The following is a 23400-nucleotide window of genomic DNA, read 5'->3' on the forward strand; positions in this document are numbered from 1 at the left end:
CGCCGTGCGAAGGGAGTGAATGTATTTTGTACGGTAGTGGGGTGGGTTAGCCTCAAAAGCCGATGCTGGATATGTTTCCCTGTCGAAGGGCACCACTGGCGAAAGCATCCTATGGCAAGAAGCTTCTCTCTAGTCTACGAACTCGCCAGCACGCAGGCCGACGCGTTGAGCAGGTTATCGGCAATGCAATCCCCAGCGGCTTGATCAGCCGAAGCGTGGGTAACGTGCACCGTCTTAACACCCACGCGGCGACCGGCAAGCATATCGCGCAGGGCATCGCCGATCATCCACGATTGCGATACGTCGATGTTGTACTTGGCGATGGCCTTTTCAAGCATCAGTGACTCCGGTTTGCGCGTCAGCGAACGCGTCGTGTAATCGGGATGGTGCGGGCTGTAATAAATATCGTCGATCAGGTGGCCGCACTTTTCCTGTAGGTACGTATGGCAACGCATTACATCGTCGCGGGTGTAGAGCCCTTTGGCAATTCCGGCCTGATTAGTAATCACGATGAGCATGTACCCTGCCTCTTTAAGACGGCGAAGGCCTTCCACAACACCATCCGGAATGATGAAGTCTTCGACCCGGTATACGTAATCGGTTCTGTCTTCATTCAATACACCGTCGCGGTCCAGGAAGATGCACTTATTCATGGTTGAACTGGAAATTGGTTTGGGAGCTGGGGGCAATATACACATATAATTACATTATTTCATTAACTAATTGTAATTAATCAAGCAAAAAATAGATCGTATGGTTTATAATAAGGTAGTTTGTTTACTAGATCGCTTTCTGGTGATACGTGATAGACAACGTTTTTTATGATTCGTTTAACGGTTTTAGTACTTCTCGCTCTCTCTACTTATCAGCAGTCGGTTGCGCAGACAACCACTTTTTCTTCCTACACGCAAGTCATTACGGGTAGTAATCAGACCTACCCCATGCAGGCAATTCCGGGCGGAACGTACCTCATGGGCAGCCCCGCTACTGAAAAAGGCCGCAAGCCTGACGAGGGGCCGCAACACAAGGTTACGCTTGAGCCCTTCTGGATGGGTAAGTATGAGATTACCTGGGATATCTACGATTTGTTTACTACGAAGAACATCGAAAAGGAAATGGCCGCCCGCTATCCTGAGAACGCCGATCTGAGTAAAACAGATGCTACAACCCGGCCCAGTCCATCGTACGTCGACATGTCGTTTGGTATGGGACGGACGGGGTATCCGGCCATTAACATGACCCAGTATGCAGCGGTCAAATTCTGTGCCTGGCTGTACGACAAAACCGGAATTTTCTACCGGTTGCCTACCGAAGCCGAATGGGAGTACGCCTGTCGCGCCGGCACCGCCACACCCTATTCGTTTGGTGCCGATTCGAAATTGCTGGGTACGTATGCCGTGTACAAAGCCAACAGCGGCGGGGGATACAAGAAAATTGGCACCAAAAAACCCAACGCTTTTGGCCTGCACGACATGCACGGTAACGTGATGGAATGGACCCAGGATCAGTACATTACCGATTATTATGCGCAAGTGGCCAAAGGCCTGGTGAAAGAGCCATATGCCCCCCGCAAGACGCTGTATCCGAACAGTGTTCGCGGCGGCTCGTGGGACGATGACGCCACCATCCTACGCTCGGCCGCCCGCACGCCATCTGACCCCGCCTGGAAAGTGATCGACCCGCAAAGCCCTAAATCTGATTGGTGGATGACCTCGGCTTCATTCTGCGGTTTCCGCATCGTGCGCCCACTCAAAACGCCATCGACTGAAGAAATCAGAGCGTATTACGATATCAAACCGATCAAAGATTACGGGTATTAAATTGAATGTGGCTTCGCGCTAAGTACCGGCTTCGCTAGGTAGGCCCTTCGACATGCTCATTTATAAGTGCAAGAGCCCAAGCAAAAGGGGTGTTTCTTTCCAATGATCTCGTTGGAAGGAAACACCCCTTTTTTGTTTCGCTGGCCGAGGCTAACGAAACAGCGGCTTAGTAACCCGAATTTTGCGGGAACGTAGACGGGTTGTTGTACGTGTCGATTTCCGACTGCGGAATGGGGTACACGAGCCGGTTGGCGGGCACCGTAATGCCCGTTACCTTTAGGGCGTCTACTGCCCTCCCCGTGCGGACCAGATCAAACCAGCGGTCGTTTTCCAGCGCCAGTTCGAGGCGACGCTCGTTAATAACGGCATCACGGAAAGCGGCCTGGGTACCGATCTGCGCTTCGGTGTAGAGCGGAACACCTGCCCGCGAACGTACCTGGTTCAGGGCGGTAAGAGCGTCGGCGCTAAATTGGGTGCCTGATTCGGTCAGGGCTTCAGCATAGAGCAGCAGTACGTCGGCGTAGCGCAGCACGGGAAAGTCATTGCCCACGTCGTTGGTCGATGAAAATTCATCGTAAAATTTCCGGGGCACTACGTTTACGTTGCTTGGCACCGGAATTTGCACCGTCAGCGCCCGACGCGTATCGCCCGCCGGGTACGCCGCCCGGAGCGACGCTTCGATGTTGTCGCCGATGTTGGTGCCGTACCAGAGCGAATGCCCTTCTGGTAATGCCCCGCCAACGCCTTTCTTGAACTTCACCGCGAACAGGATCTCGGCGTTATTCTTATTGGCAACGGCAAACACGTCGGCCACGTTGGGCAGCAGCCGGTACGTACCTGAGGTGACGACGTCGCGCAGTACTGTGGCCGCCTGACTAAACTTCTTTTCGGTTACCAGCACCTTACCCAGTAACCCTTTGGCCGCCCCCGACGTGGCCCGACCTACATCGGCGCCCGTGTAGCTGGCGGGTAAATTCGCCGCTGCGTCGGTCAGGTCTTTTTCAATGGCCGCATACACATCGGCCACTTCATTGCGGATATACGAACGCGAATCGGTGGTGGTACCGGCTTTCAGCACCAGCGGCACTTTTCCCCACAGGCGAACCAGGTTGAAGTACGACAACGCCCGAATAAACTGCGCTTCGCCTTTGTAGCGGTTTTTCAGCGCATTGTCGAACGTCACCGCGTCGATCTTGTCGAGAATCAGGTTACTGCGGTTGATACCGGTATACAGGCTGCCCCAGGTATCGCGCAGGATCGAGTTGGTAGTCGGCTCAATGAACCGGTCAACGTTGTAGCGAAGCCCCGCGTTAGACGACGGGTCATTGTCGAGCACATTGTCACTGCGGGCTTCGAGCAGAGTGTTGAAATCACCCCCGTACTGACTGGCTGATTGCAGCACGTCGTAGGCACCGTTCACCGCATTACCAAAATCATTGGCGGTCTGGTAAAAGTTATCGACGTTCGGTTGCGACTGGGGTTTCAGATCCAGAAAGCCCTGCTGGCACGCCGAAAGGCCCGCTATCAGCAGCGAAAGGGCAACCGTCTTGCGCAGTGATCCACGAAAGACCGACTGCTGGATAGGATGTGTTTCCTTGTTCATAAAGTTGGGTGGTTTAGAAGCTGAGGTTAATGCCGATCGACGTGGTGCGGGCGAGTGGGTACGTGCCGTAATCTTCGCCCTGCGACAATGAATTGTCGGGTCGGCTGCTTACCTCAGGGTTATAACCGCTGTATTTCGTGAACGTAAATGGGTTCTGCGCGCTGGCGTAGATGCGGGCCCGGCTCAGGTGCAGGCGTTGTAGCAGGGCCGTAGGGAGCGAATAGCCCAGCGAGATCGTCCGAATCCGAACGTAGGAACCGTCTTCGATATGCCAGGTCGAAATTTCACCGTTCGAGCCTGTTTGCAGGCGGTTAGCCCGGTTAACCAGGCCACTGCCCGGATTGTCAGCCGACTGCCAGCGGTCAAGCGCACCGCGGAACTGGTTGCCATTCCCTTCCGAGTTATAGATGTAGCGGCGAATGAGGTTCAGGATCTTGTTGCCCTGCACACCCTGTAAGGTTACGCCCATGTCGAAGCCCAGGTACGTAAAGCGGTTGGTGAAACCGAACGTGTATTTGGGGAAATAACTGCCGGTAACGGTGCGGTCGCTGCTGAAATCAATTTTCTTATCGCCGTTGGTGTCGATAAACCGGAAATCGCCGGGGCGGGTCGTTGAAGTATGCGGATAGGCATCCACCTCAGCCTGATTCTTGAATACACCGTCGTACTGCATGGTCCAGTATTGGCCAATCGGTTCGCCGATCCGTGTGATAAACTGCGCACCAGCTACTCCGCCCGACACAATGATGGGGTCTCCCGACGCGCCCAGGGCCTTGACCTCGTTGCGGTTGGTCGCCAGGTTGGCGCTCGCTGTCCAGCCAAACCGCCCAAAGGTCTGCTGCGTGCCGAGGGTAAACTCAAAGCCCCGGTTATTCACCTTGCCGATGTTCTGCAGTTCGGTGCTGAAACCCGAGGTGCGGGGTACAGGTACGTTCAGCAGCAGGTCAGACGTATTGGCAGTGTAGTAATCGACGGTTAGGGTGAGGCGATTCCGGAAGAAGCTGGCGTCGAAACCAAGGTCGAGCATGGCCGTTTTTTCCCACTTCAGTTTGTCGTTAGCCGAGTTGCCCGGTGCCAGTCCACTCACGATGGTTTCGGGACCGAGCACGTAGTTCTGGTAGTTGAGCAGGCTGACCGATCCGTAGTTGGGAATCTGGAAGTTACCCGTGAGGCCGAAGCTGCCGCGTAGTTTCAGGTCGCTGAGCCAGGTCGATGATTTCAGGAAAGGCTCCTGCGCAATGTTCCACCCCGCCGACACGCTCGGGAACGAACCCCAGCGGTTGGCCGCGCCAAAACGCGATGAGCCGTCGGTCCGGATGGCGGCCGACACCAGGTAACGTCCGTCGTAATCGTACTGTACCCGCGCCAGATAGGATAGCAACGACCACTCCTGAATGTCGGAGCTACCCGCCGTTACCTGCCCGGCGTTGAGCGTTTGCACCAGATCGTTAGGGAAGTTCGTAGCCGTCAGCTCGCTGGCGGTGCGGCGGTCTTTCTGCGACGAGAAACCAGCCAGCGCCGAGAAGGTATGGCGACCTACGGTACGGTTATAGTTCAGCGTGTGCTCAACCAGCCAGTTGATGTAACTCTGAGTCCGCGAAAAACCGGTTGGGATCGACGGGCCTTTGCGGTCGCGAATCTCAACGGTCGACGGGCGGTAGTAATCGCGCTGGAAATTGTTCAGGTCGGCTCCAAGGCTGAGACGATACGAAAGTCCCTTGGCAATGTCGTACTGGGCGTAGGCATTACCCAGCAGCCGGATCTGGTCGAGTTTGTCGCTGATTTCCTTGGCTACGGCTACCGGATTAAGGATCGAGGTAGCGCCGTAGCCCCAGCCGTTCGCATCGAAATTATACGAGCCGTTGGCATTGTAGACCGGCCAGATCGGTGCCATCTGCACAGCTAGTCCAATCACGCCATCGGCCAGATAGGGGCCTTCGGCCTTGATCAGGTCGTGGTGGGCAAAGGTCGGGTTCAGGTTGAAACCAACCGACAGGCGACCGCTTTTGATGTCCAGATTGGCGCGGGCACTATAGCGTTTAAAGCCCGAATTGATCACCGTTCCCCGCTGATCGAGGTAGTTGCCTGATACGTAATACCGCACGTTGGCCGTACCGCCCGAAATAGACAGCGTGTGGTTTTGAATGGGTGCCGTCTGGAAAATTTCGTCTTGCCAGTCTGTGTTTGTCAGGCCCGCCTGCCCCGACAGATACGGCGTAACCTGCGGTGGAATCAGCGTACTTGGTGCGCCGACACCCCGGTTACGGATATCGTTGGAATCGGTTACCCGGCCGGTTGGATTCCGTTCCAGATAAGCCGTATTCTTACCTTCTGCGTTGAGCAGGGCGTATTCGTAGGCGTTGAGCAGATCCAGCTTTTTGGTCACCTGCTGGAAACCCACGTACGTGTCGTAGTTGATAACGGTTTTGCCTTCTTTACCGCGTTTGGTGGTCAGCAAGACCACGCCGTTGGAACCCCTTGACCCGTAAATAGCCGCCGCCGAGGCATCTTTCAGCACTTCGATGCTCTCGATATCGTCGGTGTTAAGGGTACTCAGCACGTTGATCGGGTTGTCGGGAAACTGCGTGCTGGTGCTGCCTGTGGCAAACTTCGTGTCGCGCGAGAGCGGAATCCCGTCGATTACATAGAGCGGATCAAGACCCGCGCTGATCGAGCCGGTACCCCGTACCCGCACCTGTAGGGCTGCCCCCGGTGCGCCCGACGTTTGGGTGACCTGCACCCCGGCGATTTTAGCCGCCAGTGCCTGATCAAAGCTGGAAACGGGCTGGTTGGCAATGTCACGCGCCTTCACCGAACCAATCGACGTGGTGATGTCGCGGCGGTTCTGCACGCCATACCCAACCACAACCACTTCACCCAGCGCATTATCTGAATTCGTCAGTTTTACGTCAATTACGGTTCTGCTGCCAACTGCCTGCTCGAGCGGCTGATAACCGATAAACGAAACGACGAGCGTAGTGCCCGCTCCGTTACCGGGTACGTTGATGCGGTACTTACCCTGCGCGTCGGTGGTGGTGCCAACGGTTGTGCCTTTGAATTGAACCGTGGCGCCGGCTAATGCTTCGTTAGATAGCGCATCGGTGACGGTGCCGGTAATGATTGTCTGTGCCCAGGCCGACGAAAGGCTGCATAATAGGGTCAGACAGAGCAGCCATTGTCGCGTTACGGAGCTGGCTGATCGGTGCTTACGTACTAATTGGATCATAGAGATGATAGAAAAAGGTTTCCAAACGGCGGCTGGTCGTTTACCGGCCACATACTCAGTAAAATAATAAAGACATGCTGTTGGCGACAGGTACGTGCAGCCTGCCCCGGCTTCCCCCGCAACCCATTGAAAAGGCAGTGACGCAAAGTTGAGACGTAAAATTCAGTTCCAATAGGAAAGTTAATTAAATGACTATCAAATGGTTGTGTAAAAGTCTATAGGTTTTAGGGATTATTTGCGTTTGTCACTAGGCTAAGGCTAGTAGTCGCCTCATTCTCAGCCTGAGACACGATTTTTTCGCATCCCGATTTTTGGCAGAAATGGATTAGTAAAAAGGCTGATTAGTTAATGGGCAGATGCGCCGACGAGCGAACTCCGCGTGAATTTGGCATAGGTAATCAGGTAGGAATTTTTATTTCACGAGTTACCATATAAAATTTATCGAACAAAAAGACTTTTTGCGGAGGTCTTTCGCGTTTACAGATATGATCTCGAAAAAAGCTAAATATGCCATCAAGGCACTGAAAGCACTTACAGAGGCCTACGGCGAAGGGCCGGTGCTGATTGCTCAGATTGCCGCGAAGGAGTCGATTCCTCAGAAATTCCTGGAGTCGATCTTGCTCGAGTTGCGCAATCATGGCGTGTTGCAGAGCCAGAAAGGAAAAGGTGGGGGTTACCTCCTCCGGGTTGATCCGGAGCGCATTACGCTGGCGCAGATTATTCGCATCATCGACGGACCCATTGCGCCTACGCCCTGTGTGTCGCTCAACTTCTACGTGCGTTGCGACGATTGTGAGGATGAAGAAACCTGCACCATTCGTCCCATCATGCTTCAGGTACGTGATGCCAACCTGGCCGTGTATGAAACAACCACGATGCAGATGCTCGTAGACCGCGATAAACCAATGCGGTAGCGAAGCGGTTAGCCTGTATTAGGATAAAAAGCCTGTTTATCAATGTCAATTCAGCGACTTGATAAACAGGCTTTTTAAGTAGTGAAGGCGGCCTACGCTGCCTTCTGGAAGGGCACAACCACTTGCGTTTCGTCCCAGGTGAGCAGCATAGCCAAACCACCGGGCTGGGGTTCGAAGCTGATAAAAAACTGCTCCGAGGCCGGGGTGTAGGTACGTGTCTGGGCGGTGAAGCGCATGATGTCGGCGGCTTCTTTATAGCTCACGCCCCACTGACCCGTCCGGCGGTTGATGATGATCGTCCAGTCATTGGGAGTCGGGATGGTATAGAGCGAGTAGCGCCCTTTGGCCAGCAGGTTGCCGTTCACCCGCACGTTCTGCGACAGCTCAATGATGGTAGCTGCGTTGGCCCCGGTACGCCAGACCTTATCGTATTTCACCACATCGCCGAAGACAGTGCGGCCTTTTTTGCTGGGTTGGCAGTAAAGCACTTTTATCGTGATGCCGTTTTGCGTAGCCTGAGCCACCGCTTTTGGACTCTTTTTGGCCGATTCGCGGAGGTAAATCGCAACGCCGATGATGAAGAGTACAATGCCTCCGATAATAAGCCAGGTAGAGGAATCAATCGAATACAGAAAATCCATTGTTGGTTGTGTTAACGTCATTGGCGGCGATTGTCGCCGTCCTGAAATGACTACTTAATTTGTGGACCGAAAGTTACGGGATTCGAGAAGAAACCGCTCGTGTAAAATAATAGTATGCATGCATACTACCTATCAAATTTATCCCCATCTTTGTAGGTAAATAGTATGCACGCATAACAATTCCTGAACAATGATTGCGACCGACAACAAAGCTTCGATTAAAGGCGGCGAGTTTTTGATTAAAGACACGGATGCCGCGCAGGTGTTCATCCCTGAAGAATTTACTGAAGAGCAACAGATGATTGCGGCGACCTGCCGTGAGTTCCTGGCTAAAGAAATATGGCCCCGCCTGGACGAAATCGATGCCGCCAAGTCGCCAGACCTGATGTCGTCATTGATGGACAAAGCGGGTGAGCTTGGTTTGCTGGGTACGTCGGTTCCTGAGGAGTACGGCGGATTCGGCATGAACTTCAACACGTCGATGCTGGTGGCCGAGGCTACCGGTGCCGGTCACTCGTTTTCGGTGGCTCTATCGGCCCATACGGGCATCGGTACCCTGCCGATCGTGTATTACGGTAATGACGAGCAGAAGGCGAAATACCTGCCTAAGCTGGCTACGGGCGAGTGGAAAGCCGCCTATTGCCTTACTGAGCCTGATTCGGGATCAGATGCCAACTCGGGTAAAACGAAAGCCAAACTATCGGACGATGGTACATTTTACACCATCACCGGTCAGAAGATGTGGATCACCAATGGTGGTTTCGCCGATCTTTATATTGTCTTCGCCAAAATCGACGATGACAAGAACCTGTCTGCTTTCATTGTAGAGCGTTCGTACGAAGGCATTACGATGAATGAGCCTGAGCACAAGCTGGGTATCAAGGGGTCAGACACACGTCAGGTGTTCTTCACCGATGTGAAGGTGCCCGTCGAGAACCTGCTGTCAGAGCGGGGTAATGGTTTCAAAATCGCGGTGAACATCCTGAACATCGGTCGGATCAAACTGGGTATTGCCGTAGTAGGTGGTGCCAAGCAGGCGATCAACGACGCGGTTCGGTACTCGAACGAGCGCAAACAGTTTGGCATCAATATTTCGCGGTTCGGTGCCATCAAGCACAAGCTGGGCGAAATGGCGATCAAGGTATACGCCTCTGAATCGGCCAGCTACCGGGCTGGTCAGAATATCGATGATGCCATCGAAGACCTGAAAGCGGGCGGCATGGACGATGCCACGGCGAAACTGAAAGCGCTGGAGCAATTTGCCATTGAGTGCGCCATTATGAAAGTACACGGCTCGGAAGTGCTCGACTACGTAGTCGATGAAGGCGTGCAGGTGTACGGCGGCATGGGCTACTCGGCCGATGCCCCCATGGAGCGCGCGTACCGTGATGCCCGGATCAACCGGATTTTTGAAGGTACCAACGAGATCAACCGGATGCTGGTGGTGGACATGCTGTTGAAGCGCGCCATGAAGGGTGAGCTCGACCTGATGACCCCGGCTATGGCGATCGCTAAAGAGATCATGTCGATTCCTGATTTCAGCGCCGACGAAGACGAGTCGATGTTTGCTGCCGAGAAGAAGGTGTTGAAAAACCTGAAAAAATCGGTGTTGATGATCGCTGGTGCGGCCGTTCAGAAGTTCATGGGTAAACTCTCGCACGAGCAGGAGATCCTGATGAACCTGGCCGATATGGCGATCGAGGTGTACGTGGCTGAATCGGTGCTGCTGCGCGTCGAGAAGTCGATCGGGGTGAAAGGCGAGGCTGCGTTGGTCCTGCAAAAAGACATCGCGATCACGTACCTGCACGAGGCCGTCGAGAAAATTAGTGCCGCTGGTCGGTCAGCCATCACTAGCTTTGCCGAAGGCGATGAGCTTCGTGTGATGTTAATGGGGTTGAAACGGTTCACCAAAATTGAGCCGATCAATCTGAAAGAGGCTCGCCGTCGTGTGGCTGATGCCATGATCGCCGAGAACAAATACATTTTCTAAGTGGCTGCAAGTCGCTAATTGCACTTTTACAACAACTGAAGAATCAAAAAGCCGTTCCTGAGTCAGGAACGGCTTTTTTGTGTGGCTACTATTGCCTGACGTTTGTGGGTTGCTTCAGGTTGCGTGGGGCTTTAGCGAGTCGTGTCCACTACAGCGCGAAGCCTTAACGTGCTAATCCATCCCGCTTTGCCCGGTCACGTACGCGCTGCGCCCGTTTGGCACTGTCGGGGTGGCTCGAGACGAATTCAGTCAGCTTGCCACCACCGCCGCCGCCCAGTTTGGCTAGCTTCTCAAAGGAAGTGGCCAGGGTAAGTACGTTATAGCCGTTTTTCTTCAAAAACTGATAGCTGTAGTCATCTGCTTCGGTCTCTTGCTGCCGACTAAATTTGGCGTTGGCCAGGTAATCGAAGGCACCGGCCAGTTGTGATCGCGATAGCTTACCCAACGTACCTGAAGTAGCTCCCAGTACGTTGATGGCGGCCGACCGACGGAGGGCAGCCTTCATGCCGTCGCGTGAATCCTGATTGACGACGTGGCCGATTTCGTGGCCCATCACTGCCAGCAACTCCTGGTCAGTCATGATGTCCATCAGGCCTTTCATTACCCGAACGCTACCATCGGCCGTAGCAAAAGCGTTTACATCTTTTACCATATACACCTTGTAGTTGATCGGAATGCCGCTGATAGTGCGGTGCCGGGCCACAATCCTGTTCAAACGAGTGGTGTAGGGGTCGTTGGGTCCTGCCACTGGATTCTTGGCGTCCATCTCCAGAACCGCCTGCCGCGATGCTTGGGCGATCTGCGCGTTGGAAATAGCAAAAGAGCCTACTGCTTCAACGGCGGCTTGGGCGAGTCCACCGTTTTGAGCCATGGTTAGGGTAGACGTGGCTAACAGCGTGCCTACCAGTATGTGTGAGAAGCGATTCATGGTATGTGTGAGTTAGTTGGATAAACGTCTGCGATATACTGCGCAGATATATACCTTAGATTAACTAGACTACCAATGGTTTAGGCGCAGGATCTTAACGAATGGACAAGTACCCGTGACAGTAAGGCTGGCAACCGACGACGCGTCATCCCTCATCGCTTCGGTCTGATCCAGTACGTGGCTCCCCCCACCGCCACAACAGCCAGTCCAACCAGGCTTTCGCGGGGGCGGTCGGTGAGGATAAACCCCAGCACAAACAAACTAAAGGCGATATAGGCCCATTGCAACCACGGACGGAACGGGCTGGGGAAATCGTCGGACTGTCGCGGAGTACGGAGCAGACTGGCTACCGCCAGCGTACCCATCAGTTGCAGCACGAACGAAGTGCAGAGCAGCACCTGTTCCAGCGTACCTGAGAACAGCAGCAGCAACGTGATGCCTACCTGAAGCCAGATGGCCCGTACCGGAATTTGCTGGACAGACTGCTTGCTAAAGAAACGCCAGAGCGGGAAATCCTGCGCCATACGCTGCGTTACTCGTCCGCCTATCCAGACATACGAACTCATGGTGGCGATCAACTGAAAAGCAATACCAGCACTGACCCAACGCCCACCCGACGTGCCCAGCACATTTGCCAGTGAAATGACTGCTACGTCGACCTGCCCCTGTAACTGAGCTACCGACGCAAACTTGAGCAGCACCAACTGCAAGCCAACGTAGATAATCGCCACGCCTAACGTACCCAGTAGCAAGGCACGGGGCAGATTCCGGCGCGGATCGCGGATCTCGGCCACGATATACGCCGCCGCATTCCAGCCTGTGTAGGCGTAAGTAACGTACAGCAGCGAGACCGCAAACGGCGACGTGAACACTTCAGTCTGATAACTGGCATCCCACCGCAGCGCATTGCCGGGAATAGCCGACACGAACACGCCAACACCCAGGATGGACGCAATGAAACCGATTTTTACCAGCGTCGTCATGTTTTGGAACACGCTGCTATGGCGCAGGCTGAACGAGTGAAGTAGCCCAAGCAAGAGGATCAGCACAACCGTTAGAAACCGTAGGTTTGGTATGCCAAGCGGGGCGAGGTACGATTCCATGGCTTTTCCCGCAATAGCCACCGGTGCTGCAAAACCACCTACCAGCGATACCCAGGCCGACAGGTAGCCAAGAAAAGGATGTAGCCCATTGGCAATGAACACATAATCGCCCCCGTTTTCGTGGGCGTAGTGCGTACCCAGTTCGGCAAACGTAAAGGCGCCAATCAGGGCCAGTAGCCCGCCCAGTACCCACAGCAGCACAATCGACCAGGTGTTTTGCACCACGGCCACTTGAAATCCCAGGCTGGTGAAAACGCCCGTGCCCACCATATTCGAGATGACTAACGCACAAGCCGTTCGCCAGGAAATTTTGGTAGAAGAGAGCGACATAGCAGGTTGAACGCCCGGCCAAATCGGCTACGGTTTTCGCCGAATCTGTTGCCAGAGCGCTACTAAGGTACTGTCGTGGGCAGGAACAAAATGCGTTTTTGTGGCCAGTTCATTGGTTGCTTCAATGCGAGCCTTTGTTTTGGGGTGCGATTGCAACATACCCGGTAGCCCATCGCCATCGTCGGGCAGGCGCGTCATGAGCCAGCTGGTGCCGCGTGGATTCAGGCCCGCGGTGGCCAGTCTGTGTACGGCGAACGCATCGGCATCGGCTTCGTGCTGCCGCGAATAAGACAGCGACAGCAGATTGCCTGCCCCTTGCGACACTGCCGTTGTTAAACCACTCACATCCCCATAGAGCACCGCAACGATGGCAAACCCCGCCGTTGCCTGAATTAGTTGTTGTAACGTGTGGCGATGGTCGACATGAGCCGCTTCGTGGGCTAGCAATGCCGCCAGTTCTTCGTGTCGTTGTAGTCGGTTAAGCAGGCCGTCATAGACAATGATATGGCCACCCGGAACGGCAAAAGCATTGATCTGGTCAGATTTGACCACGGTAATGTGCAGCGGGAACCGGGTTTTTATGTGCAGCGCTTTCCAGTAAGCCTCTACCGACCGTGACCGGGCTCTATCTGGTACAAAATTGCTTTGCGAAGCCATAGACAGGTATAATTTATTGCCCAATGTGACTTCCTGCCCAACGGGAACCATACGTACGGCATACCGGGAAAGACCCGGCACACCATACGTATAAATGGCCCAAAGCATGATGATGATAGTTACGCCCAGGGCCAGAAAACTCCTTACGCCCCGGCTTAGTACCTGTTCATACAGGCCTAACCGAACAATGTCTGCCTGTTGTGAAAACTGATGATACGACTCAGTAGGAACATCGAGGTACTGATGCGGAAAGGGCCCATATTGTAGTCGTGTTTTCCCCGCCGGATTCCACGATGCCAGCCTGATTTGATCGACAGGCCATTGCACAAACTGTTCTTCACCGGCTGCATCGATGTAGAAAATTTGCAGCTGCTTATCCTGTAGTAGTGCACGTGCAGGATGATTGCGAGCTACTTTGCCATCGAGGTACGTAGCAATTGTTTCCATAACAGGCTAAAGGCGGCGGAAGTGTGTTGGGCAGGCGTTTAAAACGGACTTATATCCAGGATATCGGCCAGGTCATCGCCAGTGGCATTCCGGTAGTCGGCTTCGGTTTGTAGGATAGCGGCTGGTTCAAACCGTTCATCGATAAGAATATTGTCGAAAATGATCCGAAGCGACCGGGCGATAACCCAGGGCATGGCCAGCCCCAGTGTGAAAACCAGCAGCAATACATTCACGACAACCAGGTTAAAAAAGGTACCCACTGTCATCGACGACTGAATCCCGTATTCCATGTCGTCATGTTCGATGTGCAAATTATCAATCTGGTAGTCGAACCGGTCGCGGCCCCACCAGAAGCCGTAGATGCCAAGGGTGAGAACCGTCAGGATATACCCTTTCACGTTCAGCCAAAAATACGACTCGCCACTGCCGGTAAACGCTATTTTAGCCGATCCAAATCGGACATGTCCTGTAGTATAACGTAGGATATTCACGGTCATCCAGGCGCTGTAAAGGCCTAACGTGATAATCGTTAGCAGGCCATTGGTCAGAAACAGTTTGATCAGTTCACCCCGATCGCCCCGGTAACCAAAATGAATTCCCTGCCATGAGGTGCGCGATAGTCTGTATTTTAACGATCCGTGAATGGCAATGGGTGTAATAAGCAGAATAGCGGCCAGGTAGCCAACTATGCCAACTAGGCGCAGGGCAGGAACTGATGAATTGAAGCAATACCCGATTACCAGAAAAAAGGCGAGAATAAGGCCAATGGCTTTAATAAAGCCGATAAACATTTCGCGACCTGTACCGTGAAATTGAAACGGGTTATTGTCGAGGTTTGTATTGGCGTAGGTATACTGCAAACGGGCGGCTTTGGCCCAGGGGTAGTAGAAGCCGATGGTAACAACAGTCAGAAGTAAGTTGACTAAGTAGATACCGAAATAATCGGCACCAGTACCTACAAATTGCAGGCGGTTTCGAAGAACGTGCATGGACAGGTGGTGAATAGGTTACAAACGGCTGGTAAAATACACGTTACCAGTTTGCTGACTTTCTGAGAATACATATTTATTTTTAAACGCGCCCGGAGAGACTACTTATGAGCTATCGCCATACCATAGGGCAACGTACCTACACCTTTACTGATCTGAAAACGTTGCTAGCGCGGGCGTCTCCCCGGCGATCGGGCGATGAGTTGGCAGGGTTGGTGGCGGCCTCGGCTGAGGAGCGGGTAGCGGCGCAAATGACCCTGGCCGACCTGCCGTTGGGTACGTTCCTGAACGAAGCCGTCATTCCCTACGAGCAGGATGAAGTAACCCGCCTGATCATCGATACCCACGACACCGACGCTTTTGCGCAGATCAATCACCTCACCGTGGGCGAACTGCGTGACTACCTGCTGGCGGCTCAACCCGCTCAACTGACGAGCCTGCACCGTGGCCTGACGCCCGAAATGGTGGCCGCCGTGTCTAAACTGATGCGTAACCAGGATCTGATCAGCGTAGCGCGGAACTGCCATATCGTTACCAAATTCAGGAACACGCTCGGTGGTCCCGGCCATTTTCACACGCGGCTGCAACCCAATCACCCCACCGACGATTTGCGCGGTATCACGGCCAGCCTGATCGATGGGCTCTGCTACGGCTCGGGCGACGCAGTGATCGGCGTGAACCCGGCTACCGACAACGTACCTGCCACAGTGAACCTGCTCCGGATGCTCGATCAGGTACGGGAGCGGCTGGATATTCCCACCCAAACCTGCGTATTGAGTCACCTGACTACCACCATCCGCGCTATTGAGCAGGGCGCACCGGTCGATCTGGCATTTCAAAGCATTGGCGGTACCGAAGCCGTGAACCGGTCATTCGGCGTTGATCTGGCCCTGCTCCGCGAAGGGTACGAAGCTACGCTGGCGTTGGGGCGCGGCACGGTTGGCCACAACGTGATGTATTTCGAAACAGGGCAGGGGAGTGCCCTATCAGCCAACGCGCATCACGGTGTCGACCAGCAAACGTGCGAGGTGCGAGCTTATGCCGTAGCGCGGGCATTTGATCCATTGCTGGTTAACTCGGTAGTGGGCTTTATCGGCCCCGAATACCTCTACGATGGCAAGCAGATCATTCGGGCGGGGTTGGAAGATCATTTCTGCGGAAAGCTGCTTGGCTTGCCCATGGGGGTCGATGTGTGTTACACCAACCACGCCGAAGCGGATCAGGACGATATGGATACGCTCTTGACATTGCTCGGTGCGGCGGGTGTCACCTTCGTGATGGGCCTGCCCGGTGCCGACGATGTGATGCTACACTACCAAAGCACCAGCTTCCACGATGCGCAGTATGTACGGCAGGTACTTCAGCTTCGACCTGCACCGGAGTTTGAAGCCTGGCTCATGAAAGCCGGGATTATGAACGAGCGATTACAACTACAACCGGTTCAGCTGGGTCATCAGGTCATTAAACTATTGCCAACTTCCTGACATACCCGCTTATGCAACGCGCTTTAACCCTGTCTGCCATGTTGCTACTCCTGCTAACCGCTCTGTCTTGTGGTCAGGAGGAAGTCAACCCGGACCTGCTCTACCTGAAGATTGCCAGCACGACCAAAGATTGCCAGGGTTTTATTCCTCAGAAGTGCCTGCAGGTCAAAGAGAAGGACTCTGACAACTTCCAATACTTTTACAATCAGATTCAGGGCTTCACTCATGAAGAGGGCTACGAGTATGAGGTACTGGTGATTCGCAAAGACATTAAGAACCCGCCAGCGGATGGGTTTGGTAGCGAGTATTTTCTGGTCAAAGAAATCAGCAGGACGAAGAAGTAAACGCGCTGAATAAAATGGACAACGACCCCTGGGACTTTCTGCAAACCTATACCGCCGCCCGTATTGCGCGGGGGCGCACGGGTCATAGCCTGCCAACGCGCGCATTGCTCGATTTCCAGCTCGACCATGCCCGCGCCCGCGATGCGGTGTATTCGACCCTGGAAACGGGACGGCTGCTGGCAGACATCGATCGTATTCATCCCCGGCCGGTGTTACTCCAGAGCCAGGCAGGTGACCGTAAAACGTACCTGCAACGCCCCGATCAGGGTCGCCGCCTGGAGTCTGATTCGTGGCTACGACTGAAGACACTGAGTACCCGGCCAGCCGATCTATCGATTGTCGTTGCTGATGGCCTGTCGGCTACAGCAGTCAATACGCATGTTGTACCATTACTGACCCAATTAGTGCCCGAACTGATGGCACAAGGCTGGTCGCTGACGCCTATCTGCCTGGTGCAGCAAGGTCGCGTTGCTATTGCCGACGAAGTGGCCCATACGTTAAAAGCCAGTGTGACACTGATGCTCATTGGCGAGCGCCCCGGCCTAACATCGCCCGATAGCCTGGGGGCCTATCTAACCTACGCGCCCCGCCCAGGCCTGACAGACGAATCTCGCAACTGCGTGTCAAACATTCGTCCCGAAGGCATGCCCTACGAGTTCGCAACGCAAAAGCTGCTCTACCTGCTTACCGAAATGAAAAGCCGAAAGCTCTCCGGTGTTCAGTTGAAAGACGAGATGGGGTTGTTGGAAGGGTAGCCTACCCTCACCCGCCGCGACAGTCCGCCGTTGCGGATGAGGAAAGAGAGCGACTCAGCAGTTTCCTGCTGCCCGGGCTACCGTAGAGCCCCCAGAGAGAGGAAGCCCCATAAAATTTGGAAAATAGTATACGCGGAAGGTGCCGTTGTCATTGATAGTCCAGCGTTCGCGGGTGGCAATGCGAAATAGCCATGATGACACTTCAGACTGCCCGGCCCGGAAACCCCGGTCGCGGAGATATGACTTTACGTTAAGTGTTGTTGTGCTTCCTTCGGCCAGCATCAGCAGGGTAGCGGCCATGCGCACAGACTGCCGGTTAAGTGGTTTTAGCTTCATGATTCTCAGAGGTTATGGGTTGTTACAGTTTCACCCGAATCAGGTACCGAATCGTATTTTGATTCTGGTTGTAGACGATGAACTCGTTCCTAAGCAAGCTCTTACCACGCTGAGCATACACCGAGTCGAAACTGGCCCCGTGTTTTGCCAACGTGTCGCTCGTCAGGCTATAGTGCCAGGCTTCGTGTTCATGTATGACAAACTGCTTGCCAACGTGTACTTCGTAAATGGCCAGGTACGCCTCGCGCTGCCGTCCGCCCGCCCAGAATGAACCGCTGAGCGATGTGTAGTTGAGCGACTTACTAAACTGATCGGCGAAGTAAATGCCGTAGCCAAACATTTTTCCGGTAATCACCGCATTGGTAGGGCGCAATACCAGGCCACTCTTTAAGATCGACAACCAGTTTTCTGACCGGCTTCCGTGCCAGAGCAGTTGGGTCTTTTTCGCTTTGGCAGTTGCCATGTGTTTGGCAAAAGCCGCCTCAGTAAGAGCTTGTTGCACAGAAAAAGCCGCATCGAACTTGTGGGCGTCGTTGCCCATCATCCGCTTAATCAAGGTCAGTACTCGCTCGTCAGTGACCGGCTCCATGGTCAGGCCCAACGAGTCGAGCAGCGAAGGCGCGGCCTGCTCAGGGCTGGTGGCATCGGGCTTGGGCTGGTTCAGGTCTACCTGGCTTCGCATTACGTCGAGTGTGTCCTGTTCGGCCGACAGATAGTCGCGTAACGCCTGTATGTCAATACCTGTTTGTGGACTTTGCTGCACAAGGTGTTGACTTACCTTCCCCATTTTCCTCGGGATAGTCTTGAACAGGCTGAGCAGCTTATCGTTGTATCGGCTTACGTCTAGGTTTAGATCGATCAGCGCTGCCAATTCATCCAGCAGTTGTTGGGCCGCCTCCACCTGCTGTTTCGTCACTTGTTGGGCCGATACCACGTAGTTCTGGAAAATCGATTGGTTGGCGTAGTCCATCAGCTTCGCTACCAGCGAACGAACCTGAGCGTCGGTAATCGTATCTGTACTGGTCGTAGCAGATTGGTCGGCGTAGAGATACGTTTGGTCAACATATCCCTTCGATACTTTCTCACGGAATTTCTTGTCCCACTGATCTATTGGGTACGTGGCTGTACTGACCGAACCACCCACCCGGCCATAACTGACCGTGAACGTACCTGAGGCGGTTTCGTGCATTTCATAATACTTGTTGTTATTGGCGGCCGTTACCATGATCAGCTTTACCGTTCGCAACGCCGGTGCCGTTGAGTCGGTCGTTGTTAATGGGGCGGGGGCTGGCGTCGACGTAGTGGTCAACACAGGAGCCATAACCGTTTTAAGCGCCGTCGCTGGATTCGCCGCGCCGGTGATATGTTGGATGAGTTGAGATAGCATAAAGAAGGAGTTTTACCCCACCCGGACGCGGGGCCGCCCCGGCCCCCTTAACCAAGGGGAGGGGAGCAATGCTTCGATAGCTATTGTATCGCTTGATGCGTAGCTTTTCGAGTGAGCGGAGCATCCCCTCCCCCTGGTTAAGGGGAGGGGCTAGGGCGGTCCCGCGTCCGGGTGGGGTCTTTTCTAGATCATTGCCCGCCAGAACAGGGTCAGGCGTTCACGCTGGGTATAGCTGCCAGCCTGCGCTCTGGCGCCTTCAGTGATGCTACCGTACTGGCTCAGGTTATACATACGGGCCTGAACGGGTAGCGATGCGTACTTCACCAGCGCCTGAAACCAGGTAGCGCGGTCTTGATACGGGGCCAGCAACGTACGGCCACGACTCAACAGACGGTGCTGTTTGGGGGTCCACACGGGCCGACGCAGGTAGATCAGACCGTTACCCGACAACAGATCAGGCAGGGCTTCGGGTGGCGCATCGGGCAGCAGTTCGGTAAGCAGAAAAAGACCTAATTCTATATTCAGGAGGCGATTGGCTGATTGGCCCGCCAGGTTGTACTGATGCTTCAGGCGCGTAGCCAGGGGTTCCTGCCAGCCGAAACGCGCACTTGGAGTAGGCTGCGAAGGCAGTGGGCTGGAAGCTAGGGTGAAAGCAGTCATGTTCATTTTCTTTGTTGTTGTTCGAGCAAGAGTAGTACGGCATCCCGCCCTACGCCAGAAGCTGGCGAAGAGTAAAGACGCGGTTGCGAAAAAAACCAACCGACTTCTGGTTGAAGTGGCTGCGGTCGTTACTAATGTCGAATGCCTGCATCTGGTCAGTCAGGCGGCTGTATCGGTCAAGGAGGTCGCTCCAGAGCGTGCTGTGTTGAAAGGGGCGTAGCAACGCGCGGCCACGGTTCAGGCAGCGGCGTTGTTTGGCGGTCCAATCGGTCTTGCAGGCTGCCACGTCGTCATTGAGCAGAGCAGGCAGGTGATCGGGCGATGCCGTCGGCATCAATTGGCTCAGGAGCACAAGGCCCAGTTCAACATCAAACAGTTGGCGGGCCGATAGGCTAGCCCGCTGTTGACGGGTTGCGGCAACTGGCAGGCTGGCCAGTGCGGCGGGGTAAGGTGCGTTTGGTCGCGGACGTTGCGTAAGGTTCATGATTATCGTTTCTGTATGTCCGATACAAATATTTACCTAGCAAGACGTAATCTTTTTACGTTGATCTTTTTTTTTAGAATTATTTTTGACGGTGATTCACCTCACCCCCGGCCCCTCTCCTTGTGAAGGAGAGGGGGGTGCTCGGCCCAGTATTTAGCGTAGCTAGTCAACGGCGCATTGCTCCCCTCTCCCAATGTGGGAGAGGGGCTGGGGGTGAGGGTAAACCCCCAAAATCCCTTATGCCCATCACTCGCTCTGCTTTTCAACGCTACCGCCTGATCGACGAGGTTATTAGTCGGTATCCACGTCAGTATTCCAAGGAACGCCTGTTCGAGCTGTGTCAGGAAACCTGTGGAATCCGGTCGATCTCGTCGCTGGAAAAAGACATTCAGCGCCTACGGGAAGACCACGATGCGCCCATCGCCTACGACAAGCGTGCCAATGGGTACTACTACACCAATCCGCAGTTCAGGCTGCTGAAGCTGATGCTCACGCCCGACGATATGGAAGCACTCGACTACGCCCGTGAGGTGCTGGCGGCCACACAGGGCGCCTCGGTGGCGGATGAACTGACCAGCGCGTTGCAAAAAGTGCGGCAAAGCCTCGACATCATTCGGGAGGTGAAACCCGGTGATGGGCCCGAAGGCATTGGCCGGCGCGTAGTGTATGTAGAAGAGAAAATTCTGGGGGGCAACCGCCAGTATGTCCCCATCTTGATCCGGGCCGTGAACCAGAACCGGCAAATCATGTTCCGGTACACCAAACACGAACCAACCGAGCCAGGCGTGGTGCCTGTATTACGTACCTTGCACCCGATTTTGCTGCGCGAAGTGTGGGATAGCTGGTACGTGATCGGTTACGATGAACGTACCCAGAAGGAGCGCACCTTCGCCCTCGACCGCATGAGCGACCTCTCAATTCTCGATGAGCCCTGCTACGTACCTGAGGCTATCCTGACCAACGTCAGCGAACTGTTCGAGCATATCTACGGCATTACGGACAGCAGCGGTCCCGTTGAGGAAATTCGCCTGTCGTTCAGCCCGTTGTTTGGCCGCTACGTTAAGGCCAAGCCAATTCATCAAACGCAGGAGGTTATTTCCGACACCGAGACCGAATGCATCGTGAAACTCCGGCTGGCTCCTAACCGCGACCTGCTCATGCACCTGCGTTCCTATGGTGAACACCTGCGCGTACTGGCCCCCGCCAGCCTCGCCGAAGCCATGGTCTCGTCGCTGAAAGCAACCCTGGCGCAGTATTGACCCGGACGCGGGACCCTCCTAAATTCCTTGAAGGGATTTAGACAAAGCCAACGCAGGTACGGCAGGCTAGCCCTAAAACATCAAACTTACCAGCCTGTTACTACCTTGCCTGTCTGACTTTCCAAACCCCTTTGCAATGACCATTCAGTTTATGGGTGCTGCCCGTACCGTTACCGGTAGTAAGCACCTCATTACCACCGCCGACGGTTTTCGGATCCTGCTCGACTGCGGCCTGTTTCAGGGCATCAACACCGACGAGCTAAACCAGGAGTTTCACTTCAATCCCGCCGATGTCGACGTCTTGATCCTGTCACACGCTCATATCGATCATACGGGATTGGTGCCGCGGCTGGTTCGGCAGGGCTTTGCCGGGGCCATTCTCTGCACCCCCTCGACGCTCGATCTCTGTCGCATTATGCTCATGGACAGCGCGCGTATTCAGGTGAAAGATCTAGAGCGGGTAAACAAGCGTCGTCGCAACCGAAACGAGCCCGAACTGGACGTTCTGTACGAAGAAGCCGATGTAGAGCAGGCCCTGACTCAGATGCAGGCCGTTGAGTACGGCAAACGAACGTACCTGAACTCGAACGTCAGCTTTCTCTACACCGATACTGGCCATCTGCTGGGTAGTGCGGCCATCAGTCTGAGTATCAAAGAAGCCAACACCCAGGGGAATGTGGTGGAAAAAAAGCTGTTTTTCAGCGGCGATATCGGACGTCCCGACGATAAGATTCTCCGAACGTTCGAGACGTTTCCGCAAGCCGATTACATCCTTTGCGAGTCGACCTATGGCGATAAGGTGCATGAGACCGAGCCTGACATGAAAGCCCACCTGCTGCGGATTGTGGAAGAAACCTGCGTGCAGAAGCGGGGCAAACTGCTCATCCCTGCCTTCGCCGTTGACCGTACCCAGGAGTTGATTTACGCCCTCGATCAGCTGGCCAGTGAAGGGAGACTGCCACACCTGCCCGTCTACATCGATTCGCCCATGTCGGTGAGTGCCACCACCGTGATGCGGAATCATGAAGAAGATTTTAACCCTGAGATTCTGGCTTACATCAAAAAAGACGGCGACGCCTTCGATTTTCCGAACCTGCATTATATTTCTGACGTAGAGCAGTCGAAAGCCATTAACGGCCAGCCGGGGCCCTGCATCATCATTGCGCCATCGGGTATGGCCGAGGCGGGTCGGATCAAGCACCACATCAAAAACAATGTGGAAGATCCCAGCACTACTATTCTGTTTGTGGGCTACGCATCGCCCAACAGCCTGGGGGGCATTCTGAAGCGTGGTGACAAACAGGTAAACATTTTCGGCGAACGCTACGATGTCAATGCCACTATTGAGATCATGGATTCGCTTTCGGCCCACGGTGATTCGGTCGAGATGCTCGAGTTTTTAAGCTGCCAAAACCCCGCCGCTGTCAAAACCTTGTACCTCGTTCACGGAGATTACGACACCCAGCAGATCTGGCGCGAAAAGCTACAGGCTGCTGGCTTCAAAAACGTAGAAATCCCGGATATGTACGAGCAGGTAGAGCTGTAGAAAGCTGGGTACGCGGATTTAGGGGCTTTTAGTTTCAGTTGGTAAATCCACCTCGTCGGGCTAGAACTAAAAGCCCTTAAATCAGCATACCAATGTTTTTTTGCAGAAAACGTTTGCAAAACGCGTATATCGCCCCTTATCTTTGCAGTCCCAACAGGGGAAAGCGTACCTGCCGAAGTGGTGAAATTGGTAGACACGCACGTTTCAGGGGCGTGTGTCTTTACGGACATGCGAGTTCGAGTCTCGCCTTCGGCACCAGCCTGCAAATTATTGATTTGCAGGCTTTTTTTATTGCCTTTCGGCCAAACGAATGGCAATCTATCGGGCAGTATTGTCGAAAGGAGATCTTGATTGCGCACACCTGTAGGTAAACGAGATAGACACGCTTGCGCAAGCAGCGCAGGCCGAAAGGAGCTTACATATACAGTAGCTAGGTGAGTCATAAACTGATCGCCCTTGCTCAGCGGGGAGATTGAAACCTTGCGCACCGCATTTAC

The 23400-nt window shown here is 54.3% G+C and carries 20 protein-coding genes and 1 tRNA gene; 9 read left to right on the plus strand and 12 right to left on the minus strand.

The features are described from left to right. Nucleotides 1-134: 134 nt before the first annotated feature. Nucleotides 135-653, minus strand: a complete 519-nt coding sequence (locus tag F7231_RS14345) for a D-glycero-alpha-D-manno-heptose-1,7-bisphosphate 7-phosphatase (protein WP_085411548.1) — start codon at nucleotides 651-653, stop codon at nucleotides 135-137. 168 nt (nucleotides 654-821) lie between these two features. Here F7231_RS14345 and F7231_RS14350 point away from each other — a divergent pair, with 168 nt between their 5' ends. Then, nucleotides 822-1820 carry a formylglycine-generating enzyme family protein gene (locus F7231_RS14350; protein WP_166692400.1) on the plus strand — a complete coding sequence of 333 codons (999 nt, stop codon included), beginning with the start codon at nucleotides 822-824 and terminating at the stop codon, nucleotides 1818-1820. 166 nt (nucleotides 1821-1986) lie between these two features. Here F7231_RS14350 and F7231_RS14355 read toward each other — a convergent pair whose 3' ends face one another. Both F7231_RS14355 and F7231_RS14360 read right to left on the minus strand, forming a co-directional pair. Beyond that, nucleotides 1987-3423: a RagB/SusD family nutrient uptake outer membrane protein gene (locus F7231_RS14355; protein WP_166692401.1), complete on the minus strand. Its 1437-nt coding sequence runs from the start codon at nucleotides 3421-3423 to the stop codon at nucleotides 1987-1989. A gap of 13 nt (nucleotides 3424-3436) precedes the next feature. After that, nucleotides 3437-6649, minus strand: coding sequence for a SusC/RagA family TonB-linked outer membrane protein (locus F7231_RS14360; protein ID WP_166692402.1), 3213 nt, complete (start codon nucleotides 6647-6649; stop codon nucleotides 3437-3439). Between the two features lie 485 nt (nucleotides 6650-7134). Between F7231_RS14360 and F7231_RS14365 the strand changes: the two genes are divergently transcribed. Then, entirely contained in the window at nucleotides 7135-7563 is a 429-nt protein-coding gene (locus F7231_RS14365) for an RrF2 family transcriptional regulator (RefSeq protein ID WP_085411544.1), read from the plus strand. A gap of 92 nt (nucleotides 7564-7655) precedes the next feature. On the opposite strand, the gene F7231_RS14370 is transcribed toward F7231_RS14365, so the two are convergent. Then, nucleotides 7656-8204 (minus strand): DUF2911 domain-containing protein, encoded by a 549-nt coding sequence (locus tag F7231_RS14370; RefSeq protein ID WP_166692403.1) that lies wholly within the window; start codon nucleotides 8202-8204, stop codon nucleotides 7656-7658. A 190-nt stretch (nucleotides 8205-8394) separates the two neighbouring features. Between F7231_RS14370 and F7231_RS14375 the strand changes: the two genes are divergently transcribed. Then, nucleotides 8395-10194: an acyl-CoA dehydrogenase FadE gene (locus F7231_RS14375; RefSeq protein WP_166692404.1), complete on the plus strand. Its 1800-nt coding sequence runs from the start codon at nucleotides 8395-8397 to the stop codon at nucleotides 10192-10194. A gap of 163 nt (nucleotides 10195-10357) precedes the next feature. Here the strand turns inward: F7231_RS14375 and F7231_RS14380 are convergent, their stop codons facing one another. From F7231_RS14380 to F7231_RS14395, 4 genes are all read right to left on the minus strand, one after another. Continuing rightward, nucleotides 10358-11122: a M48 family metalloprotease gene (locus tag F7231_RS14380; RefSeq protein ID WP_085411541.1), complete on the minus strand. Its 765-nt coding sequence runs from the start codon at nucleotides 11120-11122 to the stop codon at nucleotides 10358-10360. 152 nt (nucleotides 11123-11274) lie between these two features. Beyond that, on the minus strand, nucleotides 11275-12555 hold the full coding sequence (locus F7231_RS14385) for an APC family permease (protein ID WP_085411540.1): 1281 nt from the start codon (nucleotides 12553-12555) through the stop codon (nucleotides 11275-11277). A gap of 27 nt (nucleotides 12556-12582) precedes the next feature. Continuing rightward, nucleotides 12583-13659: a M48 family metallopeptidase gene (locus F7231_RS14390; protein ID WP_166692405.1), complete on the minus strand. Its 1077-nt coding sequence runs from the start codon at nucleotides 13657-13659 to the stop codon at nucleotides 12583-12585. Between the two features lie 38 nt (nucleotides 13660-13697). Next, nucleotides 13698-14648 carry a YjgN family protein gene (locus F7231_RS14395; protein WP_229369964.1) on the minus strand — a complete coding sequence of 317 codons (951 nt, stop codon included), beginning with the start codon at nucleotides 14646-14648 and terminating at the stop codon, nucleotides 13698-13700. A 107-nt stretch (nucleotides 14649-14755) separates the two neighbouring features. Between F7231_RS14395 and F7231_RS14400 the strand changes: the two genes are divergently transcribed. The 3 genes from F7231_RS14400 to eutC are packed head-to-tail and all read left to right on the plus strand — an operon-like array spanning nucleotide 14756 to nucleotide 17231. Further along, on the plus strand, nucleotides 14756-16132 hold the full coding sequence (locus F7231_RS14400) for an ethanolamine ammonia-lyase subunit EutB (protein WP_166692406.1): 1377 nt from the start codon (nucleotides 14756-14758) through the stop codon (nucleotides 16130-16132). A gap of 11 nt (nucleotides 16133-16143) precedes the next feature. Further along, nucleotides 16144-16476, plus strand: coding sequence for a DUF4377 domain-containing protein (locus tag F7231_RS14405; protein ID WP_166692407.1), 333 nt, complete (start codon nucleotides 16144-16146; stop codon nucleotides 16474-16476). A gap of 14 nt (nucleotides 16477-16490) precedes the next feature. Continuing rightward, nucleotides 16491-17231, plus strand: a complete 741-nt coding sequence (gene eutC / locus F7231_RS14410; protein ID WP_208295614.1) for an ethanolamine ammonia-lyase subunit EutC — start codon at nucleotides 16491-16493, stop codon at nucleotides 17229-17231. Nucleotides 17232-17285: 54 nt separating this feature from the next. On the opposite strand, the gene F7231_RS14415 is transcribed toward eutC, so the two are convergent. The 4 genes from F7231_RS14415 to F7231_RS14430 form a co-directional block, all read right to left on the minus strand. Beyond that, nucleotides 17286-17567, minus strand: a complete 282-nt coding sequence (locus tag F7231_RS14415; RefSeq protein WP_085411534.1) for a hypothetical protein — start codon at nucleotides 17565-17567, stop codon at nucleotides 17286-17288. Between the two features lie 22 nt (nucleotides 17568-17589). Further along, nucleotides 17590-18954, minus strand: coding sequence for an ADP-ribose polymerase (locus tag F7231_RS14420; RefSeq protein WP_166692408.1), 1365 nt, complete (start codon nucleotides 18952-18954; stop codon nucleotides 17590-17592). A gap of 183 nt (nucleotides 18955-19137) precedes the next feature. Continuing rightward, nucleotides 19138-19620 (minus strand): pPIWI_RE_Z domain-containing protein, encoded by a 483-nt coding sequence (locus F7231_RS14425; protein WP_166692409.1) that lies wholly within the window; start codon nucleotides 19618-19620, stop codon nucleotides 19138-19140. 43 nt (nucleotides 19621-19663) lie between these two features. Next, the gene (locus F7231_RS14430) at nucleotides 19664-20098 is read right to left on the minus strand and encodes a pPIWI_RE_Z domain-containing protein (RefSeq protein ID WP_166692410.1); all 435 of its coding nucleotides are present in this window, start codon (nucleotides 20096-20098) and stop codon (nucleotides 19664-19666) included. 239 nt (nucleotides 20099-20337) lie between these two features. Here F7231_RS14430 and F7231_RS14435 point away from each other — a divergent pair, with 239 nt between their 5' ends. The 3 genes from F7231_RS14435 (at nucleotide 20338) to F7231_RS14445 (ending at nucleotide 23161) form a co-directional block, all read left to right on the plus strand. Then, a complete protein-coding gene (locus F7231_RS14435; RefSeq protein WP_085411530.1) occupies nucleotides 20338-21357 on the plus strand; it encodes a helix-turn-helix transcriptional regulator in 1020 nt (339 codons plus the stop codon). A 136-nt stretch (nucleotides 21358-21493) separates the two neighbouring features. Next, entirely contained in the window at nucleotides 21494-22903 is a 1410-nt protein-coding gene (locus F7231_RS14440) for an MBL fold metallo-hydrolase (RefSeq protein WP_166692411.1), read from the plus strand. A gap of 171 nt (nucleotides 22904-23074) precedes the next feature. Then, nucleotides 23075-23161 (plus strand) — tRNA-Leu (locus F7231_RS14445). Nucleotides 23162-23400: the final 239 nt, after the last annotated feature.

The organism is Fibrivirga algicola (assembly GCF_011742925.1).
GTDB classification, from domain to species: domain Bacteria; phylum Bacteroidota; class Bacteroidia; order Cytophagales; family Spirosomataceae; genus Fibrella; species Fibrella algicola.